This window comes from Albidovulum salinarum (genome assembly GCF_025673475.1).
GTDB classification, from domain to species: Bacteria; Pseudomonadota; Alphaproteobacteria; order Rhodobacterales; family Rhodobacteraceae; genus Albidovulum; species Albidovulum salinarum.
In genome coordinates this window covers 145,702-161,296 of the sequence record NZ_JAOVQO010000005.1, presented here as the reverse complement: position 1 = coordinate 161,296, position 15,595 = coordinate 145,702, and the positions used below count along the sequence as shown (strand labels likewise).

16 protein-coding genes are annotated in these 15,595 nt (G+C 68.4%); 10 read left to right on the top strand and 6 right to left on the bottom strand.

Annotated elements, in window-relative coordinates:
* Nucleotides 1-63 precede the first annotated feature (63 nt).
* On the bottom strand, nucleotides 64-1,584 hold the full coding sequence (locus tag OEZ60_RS06980) for a bifunctional metallophosphatase/5'-nucleotidase (protein WP_263334522.1): 1,521 nt from the start codon (nucleotides 1,582-1,584) through the stop codon (nucleotides 64-66).
* Between the two features lie 152 nt (nucleotides 1,585-1,736).
* On the opposite strand from OEZ60_RS06980, the gene OEZ60_RS06975 reads away from it, so the two are divergent.
* Genes OEZ60_RS06975 through arsC form a run of 3 tightly spaced genes read left to right on the top strand, consistent with a single transcriptional unit; the run spans nucleotide 1,737 to nucleotide 3,468 of the window.
* Nucleotides 1,737-2,075, top strand: coding sequence for a DUF952 domain-containing protein (locus tag OEZ60_RS06975; RefSeq protein ID WP_263334520.1), 339 nt, complete (start codon nucleotides 1,737-1,739; stop codon nucleotides 2,073-2,075).
* Nucleotides 2,072-3,130 (top strand): quinone-dependent dihydroorotate dehydrogenase, encoded by a 1,059-nt coding sequence (locus OEZ60_RS06970; protein WP_263334519.1) that lies wholly within the window; start codon nucleotides 2,072-2,074, stop codon nucleotides 3,128-3,130. The genes OEZ60_RS06975 and OEZ60_RS06970 overlap by 4 nt, the downstream gene beginning before the upstream one ends.
* Nucleotides 3,127-3,468: an arsenate reductase (glutaredoxin) gene (gene arsC / locus OEZ60_RS06965; protein WP_317852824.1), complete on the top strand. Its 342-nt coding sequence runs from the start codon at nucleotides 3,127-3,129 to the stop codon at nucleotides 3,466-3,468. The genes OEZ60_RS06970 and arsC overlap by 4 nt, the downstream gene beginning before the upstream one ends.
* A gap of 93 nt (nucleotides 3,469-3,561) precedes the next feature.
* On the opposite strand, the gene OEZ60_RS06960 is transcribed toward arsC, so the two are convergent.
* From OEZ60_RS06960 to OEZ60_RS06945, 4 genes are all read right to left on the bottom strand, one after another.
* The gene (locus OEZ60_RS06960) at nucleotides 3,562-3,969 is read right to left on the bottom strand and encodes a c-type cytochrome (protein WP_263334517.1); all 408 of its coding nucleotides are present in this window, start codon (nucleotides 3,967-3,969) and stop codon (nucleotides 3,562-3,564) included.
* Nucleotides 3,970-4,032: 63 nt separating this feature from the next.
* A complete protein-coding gene (locus tag OEZ60_RS06955) occupies nucleotides 4,033-4,812 on the bottom strand; it encodes a gamma-glutamyl-gamma-aminobutyrate hydrolase family protein (protein WP_263334515.1) in 780 nt (259 codons plus the stop codon).
* A 94-nt stretch (nucleotides 4,813-4,906) separates the two neighbouring features.
* Nucleotides 4,907-5,329: a GlcG/HbpS family heme-binding protein gene (locus tag OEZ60_RS06950; protein WP_263334513.1), complete on the bottom strand. Its 423-nt coding sequence runs from the start codon at nucleotides 5,327-5,329 to the stop codon at nucleotides 4,907-4,909.
* A gap of 72 nt (nucleotides 5,330-5,401) precedes the next feature.
* Entirely contained in the window at nucleotides 5,402-7,546 is a 2,145-nt protein-coding gene (locus OEZ60_RS06945; protein WP_263334512.1) for a malate synthase G, read from the bottom strand.
* Nucleotides 7,547-7,960: 414 nt separating this feature from the next.
* Between OEZ60_RS06945 and OEZ60_RS06940 the strand changes: the two genes are divergently transcribed.
* The 7 genes from OEZ60_RS06940 to OEZ60_RS06910 all read left to right on the top strand — a co-directional run bounded on the left by OEZ60_RS06940 (nucleotide 7,961) and on the right by OEZ60_RS06910 (nucleotide 14,623).
* Nucleotides 7,961-8,854, top strand: coding sequence for a hypothetical protein (locus OEZ60_RS06940; RefSeq protein WP_263334510.1), 894 nt, complete (start codon nucleotides 7,961-7,963; stop codon nucleotides 8,852-8,854).
* 144 nt (nucleotides 8,855-8,998) lie between these two features.
* Complete coding sequence (locus OEZ60_RS06935) at nucleotides 8,999-9,346, top strand: ArsR/SmtB family transcription factor (RefSeq protein ID WP_263334508.1); 348 nt, start codon at nucleotides 8,999-9,001, stop codon at nucleotides 9,344-9,346.
* Nucleotides 9,336-9,812, top strand: a complete 477-nt coding sequence (locus OEZ60_RS06930) for an SRPBCC family protein (RefSeq protein WP_263334506.1) — start codon at nucleotides 9,336-9,338, stop codon at nucleotides 9,810-9,812. The genes OEZ60_RS06935 and OEZ60_RS06930 overlap by 11 nt, the downstream gene beginning before the upstream one ends.
* Nucleotides 9,809-10,723, top strand: a complete 915-nt coding sequence (locus OEZ60_RS06925) for an SRPBCC family protein (protein WP_263334505.1) — start codon at nucleotides 9,809-9,811, stop codon at nucleotides 10,721-10,723. Before OEZ60_RS06930 ends, OEZ60_RS06925 begins: the two co-directional genes overlap by 4 nt.
* 30 nt (nucleotides 10,724-10,753) lie before the next feature.
* Nucleotides 10,754-13,324, top strand: coding sequence for an aminopeptidase N (gene pepN, locus OEZ60_RS06920; protein WP_263334503.1), 2,571 nt, complete (start codon nucleotides 10,754-10,756; stop codon nucleotides 13,322-13,324).
* The gene (locus OEZ60_RS06915) at nucleotides 13,317-14,027 is read left to right on the top strand and encodes an SDR family NAD(P)-dependent oxidoreductase (RefSeq protein ID WP_263334637.1); all 711 of its coding nucleotides are present in this window, start codon (nucleotides 13,317-13,319) and stop codon (nucleotides 14,025-14,027) included. The genes pepN and OEZ60_RS06915 overlap by 8 nt, the downstream gene beginning before the upstream one ends.
* Before the next feature lie 197 nt (nucleotides 14,028-14,224).
* Entirely contained in the window at nucleotides 14,225-14,623 is a 399-nt protein-coding gene (locus tag OEZ60_RS06910) for a hypothetical protein (protein ID WP_263334501.1), read from the top strand.
* 15 nt (nucleotides 14,624-14,638) lie between these two features.
* On the opposite strand, the gene OEZ60_RS06905 is transcribed toward OEZ60_RS06910, so the two are convergent.
* Entirely contained in the window at nucleotides 14,639-15,274 is a 636-nt protein-coding gene (locus OEZ60_RS06905; RefSeq protein WP_263334499.1) for a lytic transglycosylase domain-containing protein, read from the bottom strand.
* Nucleotides 15,275-15,595: the final 321 nt, after the last annotated feature.

Sequence of the window (15,595 nt, the reverse complement as noted above, 5' to 3'; positions counted from 1 at the left end):
AAAGAGGTAACGTCGCGCCGGCACTATGAACGCGACGCCCCTTTTTCGCAAGCCCCGTGGCGATCAGTTCGCGCCGAGCGTCCTGATCCGGCCCTCGACCCCGACCTTGACGCCGCCCGCCGCCACGATGTGGTCGATCACGTCATTGGCCATCAGGTTGCCATTGCCGGCATTGACGATCACCTTGCCGCCGCCAAGCGCCGCATAGCCGTCGCCGCCGCCGAGCATGTAATCGTTGGTGGCCACGGAATAGACCTTGTCGGGATCGAGCGGCGCATCGCCGACCATCACCTCCGACACCCGCGCCCCCGCCTCGGCCGAGGCGTCGAAGGCGAAGCTCATCCCCGAGACATGCGGGAACCGCCCCGCCCCCTTCTCGACCTGGCTCACCCCGTTCTCGAGCGCGGCGAGGATCTGCGACCCCGGAAGCTCGGTCACCACGGTGACATTGCCGAATGGCAGCTCGGTCAGGACGTCGCGGCGGGTCAGCACGGTGCCCGGATCGTAGGTCCGGTCGCCGCGGATGCCGCCGCCGTTGGTGAAGCCGATGTCGGCCCCGGTCGCGGCGCGAATCGCGTCGGCGATGACGTTGCCCATCGCCGATTCCTCGGCCCGAATCACGTTGCGGCGGGAATCGAGCATGGTCTCGGTCGCGCCGATCTCGACGTTCAGGCTCTCGTCGAGCTTGGCGGTGAAGGCGTCCACCATCGCCTGGCTCTCGGGATCGGGCTCGACCATCGCAGTGTCGATGAAGCGGAAGGCCGGCACCCAGTCTATCGTGCGGTTGCCGTCGCCATCCTGGCCGATCTCGACCGTGAGGTCGATGGGCGAGAGGAACTGGCCGTCGATCGAGGTCTCCACATAGGCCGTCACCCCGTCATAGGCGGTGGCATAGGAATGGTCGTCGCCCGACATGATGACGTCGAAGGCATGGCTCGCAATCAGCGCGCGGTCATTGGTCATGTCGGTCTGCACCACGCCGACGACGATGTCGGCCCCGTCCTCGCGCGCCTGTTTCGCGGCGGCGATGGCGGTGTCGACGGTGGGCAGGAACTTCAGATCCCCGGTCGAGGAAACCTCGGGCGAGGTGTCCTGCGCCACCGGGATGAGCGCCACCTTGAGCCCCGCCACTTCCTTCACCATCACCCCGCCCAGACCCTCGATCGGCGAGCCGTCGGCATTGGTGATGTTGATCGCGGCCCAGGGATAGTCCGACGCCTTCATCTTCTCGATGAAGTTCTCCGGCCCGAAATCGAACTCGTGATTGCCCGGCACGGCGATGTCGAAGGGCACGAGATTGGTCAGGTCGATCGTGTTCTGCCCCTTGTCGAAGCCCGAGAGCAGCGAGGGCGAGAGCATGTCGCCGTCGAAGACATAGAGCGTGTTCGGATTGGCGGCGCGCTCGGCCTTGGCGACCGCGTTCAGCCGCGCAAAGCCGCCGCGGCCGTCCTCCTCGGCGAAGTTGTAGGCGTCGCCGACGCCGAGGATCGTGAGCTTCACCGTCTCCGCCCCGGCCGGGACAGCGGCGGCGAGGATGCCGGCGGTCGACAGGAGCGCGGCAATACGGCTTGCGCGGATCGTCATGGTCAAATCTCCCGTTGGTGTTTTTATCCAGACAGACTGCGGGTTTGCCCCCCGCAAGTCAAAGCCCGTGATGCCTTTCCCGACGGCAACCCGCCGCACCACCACGACGGCACGGGATTGACCGGTCGCACGCAAATGGGCATGAGAGCGCCATGCTGGTCTTCAAGATCTTCCGCCGCCCCGAATGGGATGCCTTCCGCGCCGCCGGCGAGACCGCCGGCGCGCCGGTCGACCTCGCCGACGGCTTCATCCATTTCTCGACCGCCGCGCAGGTGGCCGAGACCGCGGCGAAACACTTCGCCGAGGAAAGCGACCTCGTCCTCGTGGCCTTCGAGGCCACGGCCCTCGGTCCGTCGCTGAAATGGGAAGCCTCGCGCGGCGGCGCGCTCTTTCCCCATCTCTACCGCCCGCTGACCCTCGCCGAAGTGGTCTGGGACAAGTCCCTGCCGCTCGGCGCGACCGGCCATATCTTCCCCGAGGGGGTATTGTGAACCTCATCGAACGCGCCGGCCTCTGCGCGCTGCACCGGCTTGACCCCGAAACCGCGCACGGGCTCTCGCTGAAGGCGCTCGCCGCGGGCCTCGTGACGCTCCCCGGCCCGGTCACCTCGCCGCGCCTCGCGACCCGCCTCGCCGGCCTCGCGCTGCCGAACCCGGTGGGCCTCGCCGCCGGCTACGACAAGAACGCCGAGGCGGCCGCGGCGCTCACCCGCGCCGGCTTCGGCTTCATCGAGCTTGGCGCCGCCACCCCGCTGCCGCAGCCCGGCAACCCCAAGCCGCGGCTCTTCCGCCTGACCGAGGACCGCGCCGTCATCAACCGCTTCGGCTTCAACAACGACGGCGCCGCGGCGATCGCGGCGCGGCTCGCCCGGCTCGACCGCAAGGTGCCGGTGGGCCTCAACCTCGGCGCCAACAAGACCTCCGCCGACCGCGCCGCCGATTTCGCCCGCGTGCTCGCGACCTGCGGCGCCCATATCGACTTCGCCACCGTCAACGTCTCCTCGCCGAACACCGAGAAACTGCGCGACCTGCAGGGCAAGGCGGCGCTGACAGCACTCCTCGCGGGCGTCATCACGACCCGCGACGGCCTCGCGCGGAAGATCCCGGTCTTCCTCAAGATCGCCCCCGACCTCGCCGGGGCCGAACTTGCCGATGTCGCCGAGGTGGCGCTTCTCTCCGGCATCGACGGCGTGATCGCGACCAACACCACGCTCGGCCGCGACGGGCTCAGAAGCCGCCACCGGGCGGAAGCCGGCGGGCTCTCCGGCGCACCCCTCTTCGAGAAATCGACCCGCGTCCTCGCCCGCCTGTCCGACCTCACGGACGGAAAGCTGCCGCTCATCGGCGTCGGCGGCATCGCCTCGGCCGAGGATGCCTGGCAGAAGATCCGCGCCGGCGCCTCGGCGGTGCAGATCTATTCGGCGATGGTCTACCAGGGCCTCTCGCTCGTCCCGGAGATCGCGACGGGCCTCGATGCCCGCCTCGCAGCCGAGGGCTTTTCCACCCTCGCCGAGGCGGTCGGTAGCGGTCGGAGGGACTGGCTGTGACCGAGATCTGGCACAATCCGCGCTGCTCGAAGTCGCGCCAGACCCTGTCGCTCCTCGACGCGCGGGGCATCGCCCCGAAGATCCGCCTCTACCAGGCCGACGCCCCGTCGGAGGCAGAGATCCGCGCCGCCCTCGCAGCACTCGGCCGCCCGGCGATCGACCTCGTCCGCAGCGGCGACGCGCTCTTCCGCGACCTCGGCCTCGCGAAGGACGCGGGCGAAGCCCAGCTCATCGCCGCGATGGCCGCACACCCGGCACTCATCGAACGCCCGCTCGTCCTCCACGACGGCCGCGCCGCTCTCGGCCGCCCGCCGGAAGCCGTCCTCGACCTCTTCTGATCTTCTTCTTTTCCCAAGTATCCCGGGGGTCCGGGGGCAGCGCCCCCGGCGCTCCCCTGTACGAGAAACCGGTCCCCGCCGCGCGGGACCGACCTAGAAGATCCCGTTGGCCTTCTGCACCGCGCGCACATAGCCGGTAATCGCGGCGATGTCGGCATCGGTCAGCCCCTCGACCGGCGCCATGTCCCCGAAGCTCCAGTGATGCGCCCGCGCGCCCTGCCGCACGGCCCGGACGAAGGCCTCGTCGCCATGATGGCCCGGCTCGTAATAGGGATGCAGGAGCGGCGGCCCCTTGGCCTCGACCCCGGTCAGCGCCTCACCGTGGCAGGAGGCGCATTTCGCGGCGAACCCGCGCTGGCCCGCGACAAGCTCGCCCGCCAGGTCCGGCATCACGACCGCCTCTTGTCCGGCCGTCGCCCCCGTTTCGGACGCGCTCCGGGTGAAGACCCAGTAGCCGAGCCCGACGGCAACCACCGCGCCGAGGATGATCAGGTTCCGCATTTCGCACCTCCGGCCCGCTTATCGCCCTCCCCGGAGGCGGCGACAAGACCCGCGGCGCGGAGCTCATGCGGTCTTTAGTCGCTCCCCGGCCCCGGCGCGCCCGGCCCAGGCGCGCACTGCCGCGCCGAAGGCCTCGAAGATCGGCCGCGAGACCGGATCGCCGCCGGCATTCCATTCCGGATGCCACTGCACCGACAGCGTGAAACCCGGCGCGCCCTCGACATAGATCGCCTCCGGCGTGCCATCCGGCGCCCGGCCATCTATCACGATCCGTCGCCCCGCCGCCTTGATGCCCTGGCCGTGCAGCGTGTTGGTCATGACCTCCGCCGCGCCGAGGAGCCGGTGGAACACGCCGCCCTCGGTGAACCGCACGACATGGCGCAGGGCGAACTTCTCCTCAAGCGTGCCGTCGGGCGGCATCCGGTGGTTCATCCGCCCCGGCAGCTCGCGGATCTCGGGATAAAGCGTGCCGCCCATCGCCACGTTGACCTCCTGGAACCCCCGGCAGACCCCGAGGAAGGGCTGACCGCGCTCGACGCAGGCTCGCACCAGCGGCAGCGTGATCGCGTCGCGGCAGCGGTCGAAATCGCCATGCGCCTCTGTAGGCGCCTCGCCGTATTCCTCGGGATGGACGTTCGGCCGCCCGCCGGTCAGGAGGAACCCGTCACAGGCGGCGAGCAGTTCCTCGACGCTGACGAAACGCGGATCGGAGGGGATCAGGAGCGGCATGCAGCCCGCCACCTGCGCCACCGCGGCCGAGTTCATCGTGCCGCCGGCATGGACCGGATACTCGTTGTTGATCAGGCTCATGTTGCCGATGATGCCGACGATGGGCCGTGCCATGCCTTCTCCGCCTCCGCCCCCCGCGATCAGAATAGGCCGCGCCCCGCGGGAAAAAAAGCCCCGCGCGATGCACAGATCCCCTGCACGGAAGCCCTCACGCCTCGGGCTGCAATCCCGCCGCGCGGATCCCGGCCTCGGCCGCGATCGCGTCATTGTCCGACGTGTCGCCGGTGACCCCGACCGCGCCCACGACCGCCCCCGATGCGTCGCGCACGAGGACGCCGCCCGGCACCGGCAGGATCCTACCCTCGAAGACGCCGGAGAGCGCAGCCATGAAATAGCCCTGCGCCTCGGCCCGCGCCTTCTGTGCCCGCCCGCCCATCCCGAGCATCACCGCGCCATGCGCCTTGGCCCGCGCGATCTCGAACCGCCCCGGCGAGGCGCCGTCCGACCGCTCGAAGGCAAGCACATGCCCGCCTTGATCCAAAACCACCACCGACAGCGGCTTCATCCCCGCCGCCGCCCCCGCCTTAAACGCCTCGGTGATGATCACCCGCGCCACATCAATTCCCAGCATCGAAACGCCCTTTCATCTTGCCCAAAATATCCCGGGGGAGAGGGCCTCCGGGGCCCTCGGGGGCAGCGCCCCCTACCCCGCCGCCTTCACCTCGGCCCGCCGCCGGTGCAGGACCGGCTCGGTATAGCCCGAGGGCTGTTCGCGGCCGAGGAACACGAGATCGCAGGCCGCCTGGAACGCGATCCCCTGGAAATCCGGCGCCATCGGCCGGTAGGCCGGATCGCCGGCATTCTGCCGATCCACGACCGCGGCCATCTTCTTCAAGGCCTCCATCACCTGGTCCTTCGTCACCACCCCGTGATGCAGCCAGTTCGCCACGTGCTGCGCCGATATCCGGCAGGTCGCGCGGTCCTCCATCAGCCCGACATCGCCCAGGTCCGGCACCTTGGAACAGCCCACGCCCTGATCGACCCAGCGCACGACATAGCCGAGGATGCCCTGGGCATTGTTCTCGACCTCGCGCATGATCTGCCCCGGCGTCCATTTCCGATAGGCGGCGAGCGGAATGTCGAGAAGCGTGTCGACATAGGCCCGCCGACCGCCCTTCTTCAGCTTCGCCTGGACGCCGAAGACATCGATCCTGTGGTAATGCAGCGCATGCAGCACCGCCGCCGTCGGCGAGGGCACCCAGGCGCAGTTCGCGCCCGCCTTCGGATGGTCGACCTTCTGCTCCAGCATCGCCGCCATCAGGTCGGGCATCGCCCACATGCCCTTGCCGATCTGCGCCCGCCCCGAGAGCCCGCATTCGAGGCCGATATCGACGTTCTGCGCCTCGTAGCCGGTGATCCAGGCCTTGCGCTTGATGAAGTCCTTGCGGCTGAACGGCCCCGCCTCCATCGAGGTGTGGATCTCGTCCCCCGTGCGGTCGAGAAAGCCGGTGTTGATGAAGCAGATCCGGTGGCGCGCGGCGCGGATGCATTCCTTGAGATTGACCGAGGTGCGCCGCTCCTCGTCCATGATTCCGATCTTCACGGTGTTTTGCGGCAGGCCCAGCGCCGCCTCGACGCGGGTGAAGGTCTCGTCGGCGAAGGCGACCTCCTCGGGCCCGTGCATCTTCGGCTTCACAACATAGACCGAGCCGCGATGCGAATTCCTCATGCCCCCGGTCTTCTTCAGGTCGTGGATCGCGATCAGCACCGTCACCATCGCGTCCATCAGCCCCTCGAAGACCTCGCCGCCCCCGGCGTCGAGCACCGCCGGATTGGTCATCAGGTGGCCGACGTTCCGGACCAGCATCAGCGCCCGCCCCTTCAGCGCGAATTCCGACCCGTCTGGCGCGGTCCAGACCCGGTCGGGCTCAAGCCGCCGGCTGACCCGCCGCCCGCCCTTCTCGAAGGTCTCCTCCAGATCGCCCTTCATGAGGCCGAGCCAGTTCGAATAGGCCTGAACCTTGTCCTCGGCATCGACGCAGGCGACCGAATCCTCGCAATCCATGATCGCCGAGACCGCCGCCTCGAGCCGGACATCGGCAAGGCAGGCCTGGTCGCGGGCGCCGATGAAATGCGCCCGGTCGAAGATGAGCTCCACATGGAGCCCGTTGTTGCGCAGGAGCACCGCCTCCGGCGCGCGCGGGTTGCCGCGGTAGCCCGCGAACTTCTCCGGATGCACCAGCGGCATGTCGTCGATCAGCAGCACGCCCTCCTTGACGTGGTAGCGCCGCACATCGGCGTGGCTGGTGCCTTCGATCGGGAAGGCCTCGTCAAGAAAGACCCGCGCCCGCGCCACGACCCGCGCGCCGCGGCCGCGCTCGTAACCGCCCTTCGGCGGCAGCGACCCCATCGCGTCGGTGCCGTAGAGGCAGTCGTAAAGGCTGCCCCAGCGCGCATTGGCGGCGTTGAGCGCGTAGCGCGCATTGGTGATCGGCACCACGAGCTGCGGCCCCGGCACGGTGGCGATCTCGGGGTCGGTATTGGCGGTGTCGATCTCGAACTCCGGCCCCTCGGGCAGGAGATAGCCGATCTCGGCGAGGAAGGCCTTGTAGGCCTCGTGGTCATGGGGTTGCCCGCGCCGCTCGACATGCCAGGCGTCGATCTGGGCCTGCAACGCGTCGCGCTGCGCCAGCAGCGCGCGGTTCTTCGGCCCGAGCTCGGCCACGATTCCCGCGAAGCCCGCCCAGAACGCATCCGCCTCGACGCCGGTCCCGGGCAGCGCGCGCCCCTCGATGAAGGTGGCCAGCTCCTCCGCCACCCGAAGCCCCTGCCGATCGACTCGCGCCATTGCCGCCCCTCCGCTTCCGCATACGACAGTATGCACTCGCATCCTTGCCGACGCGGTGGGAAGGTCAAGCCGGAAACGACGGACGCGCAGCCGCCCGCGGGATCCGCGACGGAAGACTTGGGCCGAAGCAAAGGTTTGGGCGTGTCCGCAAACCGTATTGGCCCGCTTCGGTACCAGCCAGAGGGTTCGGTCACAGCGCCGGGACTGGCGGCTTTACCGACCGGAAGGACATTCGCTGCACGCGCGAAATTCCTGCTCGCGTTCGCGGCAATGCCAGTGCATAGCACACAAGCTTCCGGATACTGACAGCTCGCCGTTTGCGCCAATTGAAACTCACACTCAACGGCGTGTCGGCAACTTTCACGTTGAATATCGGGTTCGCCCAACGTGTTGTTAGAATGAGTGAATTGGAGATTGAGCCGCGCCGTGGAACCACCCGCTGACGACGAACTTAAGAGGCTCCAGATTGAACTTGAGCATTTGCTGGGTCGATGTCTGCTGAAACTGCAACACTATGAAGGTCTGATCAAAGCAATCATCGCCGATCACAAGATCTCAGGGTCGGTTCATGACTTAGAGGCGATACGAGAGGAACGCGCAGGCGCCACCGCCCGCAAGACGCTCGGATCTTTGGTCGGCGACTTCCTTGGATCATGTGTTGTTGCCAACGAGATCGACACTCCCACCGAGGCGACGGCTGATTCTTCTGAGATCGCCAACTCGTTCAGCTCGTGGATCTACACCGAGTATTCGGACGCCGATTTCGCCCGGATACAAAGTGAAATGAAAGAGTTGGTGGATCTGAGGAACAACTTGGTCCACCATTTCATCGATCAACACAGCCTCGGAACCTTGGACGGATGCCGTAGCGGGCGCGATGCCTTGGTTGCGGCCAACAGCCGGATCGACGAACACCTCAAACAACTCAAGAACTGGGCTGAAGAGTTCTTGCAAGTTCGTCGAATTCTCGCGGAATTCTTAGGGTCGGATGCGGCCACCGACTTCATCGTAAATGGCATTCGGCCGGATGGCACCGTGTGGTGGCCAGGTGCAGGCATTGTGTATGCATTGCGGGGGGCAGCCCGCAGGCTGGCTGTAGATGGATGGACATCTCTTGCGGCAGCCAGCAAGTGGATTGCCGAGGTGGAGCCCGAACAAATCCCGAAGAGATACGGATGCAGAAGTTGGCACCAGGTCGTGAACGAGGCGCGAGTGTTTGACCTCCGGTACTTTGAGGTGGATGGGCAGCGAGTTGCTTGCTATCGGGAAAGGACAAAGTGCACCGCGAACGGGAGCCTGCCGGCGTAGAAACTGCGAACGGCGGCAATGTATCGCAGAGCGGGCCGCCTTTGTTTGCGAACCCCAAAAACACTTAGGCACCTGCATAAGTTTCTCTTGCGCGACTCGCGGGCCCGGAGATACTTAGGTGCGTGACTAAGTATTAGGGCGCAGATGAACCTCTCCCCGGGCCAGCTCGACCTCCTGTTCCAGGCGCTCGGCGACCCCACCCGCCGGGCGATCCTCGAACGGCTGGCGCGCGGCCCCGCCACCGTCACCGAGCTCGCCGCCCCGTTCGACATGGCGCTGCCCTCGTTCCTCGGCCATGTCCGCAAGCTCGAAACCTCGGGCCTCGTCGAAACCGCGAAGCACGGCCGCAGCCGCACCGTGACCCTCGTCCCCGGCGCCTTCACGCCGGTGCGCTCGTGGCTCGACGAGCAGCGGGCGCTCTGGGAAGGCCGGCTCGACCGCTTCGATGCCTATGTCCAGACCCTCATGCAGGAAAAGCGCGATGAACCTTGACCTCGATCCTGATCTCGACCTCGTCCTGACCCGCACACTCGCCGCCCCGCGCGAGCTTCTCTTCGAATGCTGGACCGAGGAGCGGCACCTGCCACATTTCTTCGTGCCGCGCCCGCATCGCGTCATCCGCTGCCGCCTCGACCCCCGCACCGGCGGCACTTTCGAGACGACCTTCGAGGTCGACGGGCAGGAGATGCAGAACAACGGCGTCTATCTCGAGGTGATCGAGAATGAAAAGCTCGTCTTCACGGACGGCTACACCGAAGGCTGGAAGCCCGCGCCGGACCCGTTCATGACCGCCATCGTGCTTTTCGAGGACGCCGGCGACGGCCGCACGACCTACACCGCCATCGCCCGCCACCGCTCGGCCGAGAAGGCCGAGGCGCACAAGGCGATGGGCTTTCACGAGGGCTGGGGCACCGTCGCTGACCAGCTCGAAGCCTACGCGCAGGGGCTGATGACATGACCGTCCCGGCCCGCTTTTCGACCCTTGCGTTCGAACGCAAGGTGGCCGCGCCGCCAGCCACGCTATGGCAGGCCTGGACCGACCCCTCCATGCGCGCCATGTGGGCCGCCCCGAGCGCGGAGGTGACCGTCGACTTCCTTCAGGCCGACACCCGCGTCGGCGGCCGCGAGATATCCCTCTGCCGCGCCAAAGGGCAGCCCGACATCCGCTGCGAGGTCGGCTGGCTCCTGCTCGCGCCGCCGCGCCACAGCGTCAACTACGAGGTCCTGCAATCCGGCGGTCACACCCTCTCGACCGCGCTCGTCACGGCGGAAATCGCGCCCGAGGCTGACGGCAGCCGCCTTCGGGTGACGGTTCAGCTCTCCTCGGCGGCCGAGGACATGGAGACCGGCTACCGGCAGGGCTTCGGCGCCGGTCTCGACAACCTGGCACGGCTCTCCGGGCGCACGATGGTCCTCGAACGCGACATCGCAGCGCCCCTCGGCACGGTCTGGGCCGCCTGGACCGATCCCGCGGCCCTGCCGGAATGGTGGGGGCCGAACGGCTTTTCCTGCCGCACCACGCGCATCGACCTCCGCGAGGGCGGCGAATGGGTCTTCGACATGATCGGGCCGGACGGCACCGTCTATCCCAACCACCACCGCTACACCCGCCACGTCCCCCTCGCCCGGATCGACTACACCTTGCACTGGGGCGAGAACGGCCCGAAACATGCCGACGCGAGCGTCCGGTTCGAGGATCACGGCGGCCGCACCACCGTCACGCTGACAATGATCTTCGCGACAACGGCGGAATATGACGCGGCGAAGGGCTTCGGCGCGGTGGAGCTTGGTCAGGAGACGCTCGGAAAGCTCGCGGCCTACGTCGGGGCAAGCCGGGCACCGGTTGCGGCGCCCGAAGGGAAGGCCTAACGTCCGCGCAAAGTCCTGCCGGAGTGCCCCATGAAAGACGCCGCGCCGCAGCCGACGCTGCTTGCCGAGTACCAGCCCTACCCCTTCACCGTGACCGGGGTCGAGCTGACCTTCCGCCTCGCGCCCGCGGCGACGCGCGTCATCGCGAAGATCGGCTTCGCGCCCAACCCTGAGCGCCCCGGCCGCCACGACCTGCGCCTCGACGGCGAGACGCTGACGCTGATCTCGGCCGCGGTCGACGGCCGCCCGCTCTCGCCCACGATCGACGGCGCGGGCCTCACGGTTCCCGCCGCCGCGCTGCCCCAGGGCCCCTTCACCTGGGAGGCCGAGGTCGAGATCGACCCCAAGGGTAACACCGCGCTCGAAGGGCTCTACATGTCGGGCGGCATGTACTGCACCCAGTGCGAGGCCGAGGGTTTCCGCAAAATCACCTTCTACCCGGACCGCCCCGACGTGATGGCGCCCTTCAAGGTGCGGATCGAGTCGGACCTGCCGGTGCTTCTGTCGAACGGCAACCCGACCGCCGAGGGCGAGGGCTGGGCCGAGTGGACCGATCCCTGGCCGAAGCCCGCTTATCTCTTCGCCCTCGTCGCGGGCGACCTCGCCGCGGTGCGCGACAGCTTCACCACGATGTCGGGCAGGGAGGTCGATCTCGCGATCTGGGTCCGCGACGGCGACCAGGACCGCTGCCCCTACGCGATGGACAGCCTGATCCGCTCGATGAAGTGGGACGAGGAGGCCTACGGGCGCGAATACGACCTCGACGTCTTCAACATCGTCGCCGTCGACGACTTCAACATGGGCGCGATGGAGAACAAGGGGTTGAACATTTTCAACTCAAAACTCGTCCTGGCGAGCCCTGAGACCGCCACAGATGCAGATTTCGAACGTATCGAGGGGGTGATCGCCCACGAGTACTTCCACAACTGGACCGGCAACCGCATCACCTGCCGGGACTGGTTCCAGCTCTGCCTGAAAGAGGGGCTGACGGTCTTTCGCGACCAGGAGTTCACCTCCGACATGCGCTCCGCGCCGGTGAAGCGGATCGACGACGTGCTGACGCTCCGCGCCCGCCAGTTCCGCGAGGACATGGGCCCCCTTGCCCATCCGGTTCGACCCGACAGCTATTTCGAGATCAACAATTTCTACACCGCGACCGTCTACGAGAAGGGCGCCGAGGTCATCGGCATGCTCAAGCGCCTCGTCGGCGAGGACGGATATCGCCGCGCGCTCGACCTCTATTTCGACCGCCACGACGGCGATGCCGCCACGATCGAGGACTGGCTCAAGGTGTTCGAGGACGCGACCGGACGGGATCTTGCGCAGTTCAAGCGCTGGTACACCGATGCCGGCACCCCGCGGCTCGCGGTCACGGAGGACTGGCAGGACGGCGCCTACACGCTCACCTTCACCCAGAAGACAGCGCCGACGCCCGGCCAGGACGTCAAGGCGCCGCGCGTGATCCCGATCGCGGTCGGCCTTCTCAACCCCAACGGCGACGAGGTCGTGCCCACCACCGTGCTCGAGATGACCAAGGCGACGCAGAGCTTCCGCTTCGACGGCCTCGCCGCGCGGCCCGTGCCCTCGCTCCTGCGCGGCTTTTCCGCCCCGGTAGTGCTCGACCGCGCGGTGGAACCGGCCGAGCGCGCCTTCCTCCTCGCCCATGACACCGATCCCTTCAACCGGTGGGAGGCGGGCCGCGCGCTCGCCAAGGACGTGCTGATCACGATGATCGCCGACGGGACCGACCCCGACGGCGGCTTCATCGACGCCCTCGGCCGGCTTCTCGCCGATGAGACGCTCGACCCCGCCTTCCGCGCGCTCTGCCTGCGGCTGCCGTCCGAGGACGACCTCGCCCAGACGCTGCACGATGCCGGCCGCGCGCCCGATCCCGCCCATATCCACGGCCAACGCAAGCGCCTCGCCACCGCCATCGCCCGGCGGCTCGAAACCCCGCTCGCCGCGACCTACGCGGCGATGGCGACGCCCGGCGCCTTCTCGCCCGACGCCGCCTCGGCGGGCCGCCGGGCGCTCCGCCTCGCCTGCCTCGCTCTCCTGAACCGGATCGACGGCGGCGACCGCGCGGCGGCGCTCTACAACGACGCCGGCAACATGACCGAGAGTGCCGGCGCGCTCGCCTGCCTGATCGAGGCCGGGCGCGGCGAGGCGGCGACGAACGCCTTCTACGAGCGCTGGCACGAAAACCGCCTCGTCATCGACAAGTGGTTCATGATCCAGCTCCTCCATGCCGCCCCTGACAAGACCGCCGCGACCGCCGAGCGGCTCGCGGCACATCCCGATTTCGACTGGAAAAACCCCAACCGGTTCCGCGCGCTCTTAGGCGCGCTCGGCGCCAACCACGCGGGCTTCCACGACGCCTCGGGTGCTGCCTACCGCTTCTATGCCGACTGGCTCCTGAAGCTCGACCCGGTCAATCCGCAGATCACCGCCCGCATGTCCACCGCCTTCGAGACCTGGGCCCGCTACGACGCCGACCGAAAGGCGCTGATCCGGGCCGAGCTATCCCGCATCCTCCACCACCCGAGCCTGTCGCGCGACACCCGCGAGATGGTGACCCGGATCCTCGGTGCCGATGCGTAAGGTCGCGCTGGTCACCGGCGCCGCGGACGGGATCGGGCAGGAAACCGCCCGGCTGATGGCGAAGGCGGGCTGGGACGTCGCGGTCCACTGCCACCGGAACCGCGCCGGTGCCGAGGCCACCGCCCGAGCCGTGGCTGAGGCCGGCGGCCGGGCTGAAGTTCTGCAGGCCGACCTCGCCGAACCGATGGCGCCGCAGGAGCTGATGGCAGCCTGCGGCGCGGCCTTCCCGCGCCTTGACGCGCTGGTCAACAATGCCGGCATCACCGATGCCGCCGCCCGTGTCGAGGAGATCACGCCCGCGCGGCTCACCCGCATGTTCGCCGTCAACCTCACCGCGCCCTTCCTGCTCGCGGGCCTCGCCGCGCGGTGCATGTCGACCCGGCATGGCGGCGAGGGCGGCGTCATCGTCAACGTCTCCTCGGTCGCCGCCCGGCACGGCGCGGCCGGGCACTATGTCGACTACGCCTCGGCCAAGGCCGGGCTCGACATCCTGACGAAGGGCCTCGCCGAGGAGGTCGCGGCCGAGGGCATCCGCGTCGTCTCGATCCGCCCGGGAAGGGTCGAGTCCGGCGCCCCCGCCGAGACGGTCGCGGTGGACCGCCTCGGCCGGCCGGACGAGATCGCAAAGGCCATCGTCTGGCTCGCCTCGGACGAGGCCTCCCGGGTCACCGGAACGGTGTTCGACATCAACGGCGGGCGCTGAGCCGCGAATCGCGCGCGACGCGCGGCGGCCCGGTTCCGATTGGTGATGATTCCGGCACCAATCCTGACCAGCAAATATTACTGTTTACGTAGCGGAATGTCGCAAAAGGTCAGGAATGCCGCCATACGCCACGCCCTTTCACTGTGATATGCTTGGTTCGTGGTGGGTGGAGTCTGACGTTGCCAATCGAGTCCTTTATGAAACGCAGCCAGGGGCGGCGCCCCCGGACTTATCTTGCGCTCGGCATCGGCATGGCCGCGGCCTATGCGGCCGTGAAGTACGAGTTCGGCGCGCTGACCCTTGGTCTCGCAGCGGTGTATCTCGCGCTGGTCCTGCGCCGGTTGATCCTTAACCCGGCCACCGGATTCCGGCTCGGCCAGACCCGGATCGACTGGTTCACCGAGAGGGGTACCGAGAGCGCCGCGCTCACCGACCTCGTCGGCGTCACGATCTCGCGCAGCCCCGAGGGCCGCACGGTCTGCACCCTGACCCTGCGCGGCGGCCGCGCGATCACGCTTTCGGGGGTCGAGGATCTCGATCCGAAGCGGCTGATCCGCGAATTCATGCGCCGCGGCATTCCGACCGAGGCCTGCTGACCGAAACGCGCCGCCTCAGGCGTCGGTATTCCCGCAATAGCTCTGCTGGCTGGTCCACTGCGCCATGTCGGCGCGTTTCGCGGCCGAGCGCATCGGCGCCCAGTCGCGCGCCACGCCGCGCCAGCCGCCGGTGCCGTCCGAGACGATGGCCCCGTCGCGCCCGACCTGGCGCGCCGCGATCTTGACCGCGCAGGCGAGGTTCGCACCGCCATCGGTCAGCCCGGCCGTATCGGCCGCGTCGCAGTCATAGGCCCGCGCGGTCTGCGGCGCGATCTGCATCAGGCCGATCCACTGGCCGCCGCCGCCCTTGGCCTTGGGGTTCCAGGTGCTCTCATGCTTGGCCAGCGCCGAAAAGAGGCCGGCCCAGAACGCCCGACGCTCGGGCATCGTCGCCTCGACGTAGTTCGGGCAGAAGGTCTCGATATCGGCCGGTACCGTCGAGGCGAGAATCGCCCCCTCCGCCCTCAGCGCCTCGAGCGTCGCCGCGGTCCATTCCGCTGCCTCTGGCCGGTGGTCCCAGCGCATCGCCGGGAGGAACGCGGCCTGATCGACCGTGCCGCCGGACTCCACGCAGGCAGCCGGGAGCAGGGCGAGAACGAAGGCCAGCGGGCGGGCCAGGGGCGGGAACGATGCCATCGGATCGGCAGCCATGTTGCACCGGACCCTCGCGCCGGCGCCGGGGAGAATGCCCGGATCGCCGGGCCGTGCAACCGCAGCGCATGAGCATCGGCGGATAACCGCCTGAATTCCCCTGCTTCGCCCGGCACCCCACTCCGCAGCCCTCCGTCGCGAAGGCGTATCCGGGCCAAGCCTCATTGGACTTTCCGCGCCTCCCGGCGCCGCCCGCGCCGTCCCGCGTAAAGGCCCCGCGCCATCGCGGCGCCTGTGGATGCTTGCGCTCCGCCGTGCCGGCTTCTGCCAGCGCCGCGATTCTCCCCCTTCGAATCGGTCTCGGCGGGACCGGGCGCTCGC

What these genes read in the sequence shown, in the direction of transcription:
- OEZ60_RS06980 (WP_263334522.1), bottom strand. Translation starts at nt 1,584, where the DNA reads ATGACGATCCGCGCAAGCCGTATTGCCGCGCTCCTGTCGACCGCCGGC.
- OEZ60_RS06975 (WP_263334520.1), top strand. Translation starts at nt 1,737, where the DNA reads ATGCTGGTCTTCAAGATCTTCCGCCGCCCCGAATGGGATGCCTTCCGC.
- OEZ60_RS06960 (WP_263334517.1), bottom strand. Translation starts at nt 3,969, where the DNA reads ATGCGGAACCTGATCATCCTCGGCGCGGTGGTTGCCGTCGGGCTCGGC.
- OEZ60_RS06955 (WP_263334515.1), bottom strand. Translation starts at nt 4,812, where the DNA reads ATGGCACGGCCCATCGTCGGCATCATCGGCAACATGAGCCTGATCAAC.
- OEZ60_RS06950 (WP_263334513.1), bottom strand. Translation starts at nt 5,329, where the DNA reads ATGCTGGGAATTGATGTGGCGCGGGTGATCATCACCGAGGCGTTTAAG.
- OEZ60_RS06945 (WP_263334512.1), bottom strand. Translation starts at nt 7,546, where the DNA reads ATGGCGCGAGTCGATCGGCAGGGGCTTCGGGTGGCGGAGGAGCTGGCC.
- OEZ60_RS06935 (WP_263334508.1), top strand. Translation starts at nt 8,999, where the DNA reads ATGAACCTCTCCCCGGGCCAGCTCGACCTCCTGTTCCAGGCGCTCGGC.
- OEZ60_RS06930 (WP_263334506.1), top strand. Translation starts at nt 9,336, where the DNA reads ATGAACCTTGACCTCGATCCTGATCTCGACCTCGTCCTGACCCGCACA.
- OEZ60_RS06925 (WP_263334505.1), top strand. Translation starts at nt 9,809, where the DNA reads ATGACCGTCCCGGCCCGCTTTTCGACCCTTGCGTTCGAACGCAAGGTG.
- pepN (WP_263334503.1), top strand. Translation starts at nt 10,754, where the DNA reads ATGAAAGACGCCGCGCCGCAGCCGACGCTGCTTGCCGAGTACCAGCCC.
- OEZ60_RS06915 (WP_263334637.1), top strand. Translation starts at nt 13,317, where the DNA reads ATGCGTAAGGTCGCGCTGGTCACCGGCGCCGCGGACGGGATCGGGCAG.
- OEZ60_RS06910 (WP_263334501.1), top strand. Translation starts at nt 14,225, where the DNA reads ATGAAACGCAGCCAGGGGCGGCGCCCCCGGACTTATCTTGCGCTCGGC.
- OEZ60_RS06905 (WP_263334499.1), bottom strand. Translation starts at nt 15,274, where the DNA reads ATGGCTGCCGATCCGATGGCATCGTTCCCGCCCCTGGCCCGCCCGCTG.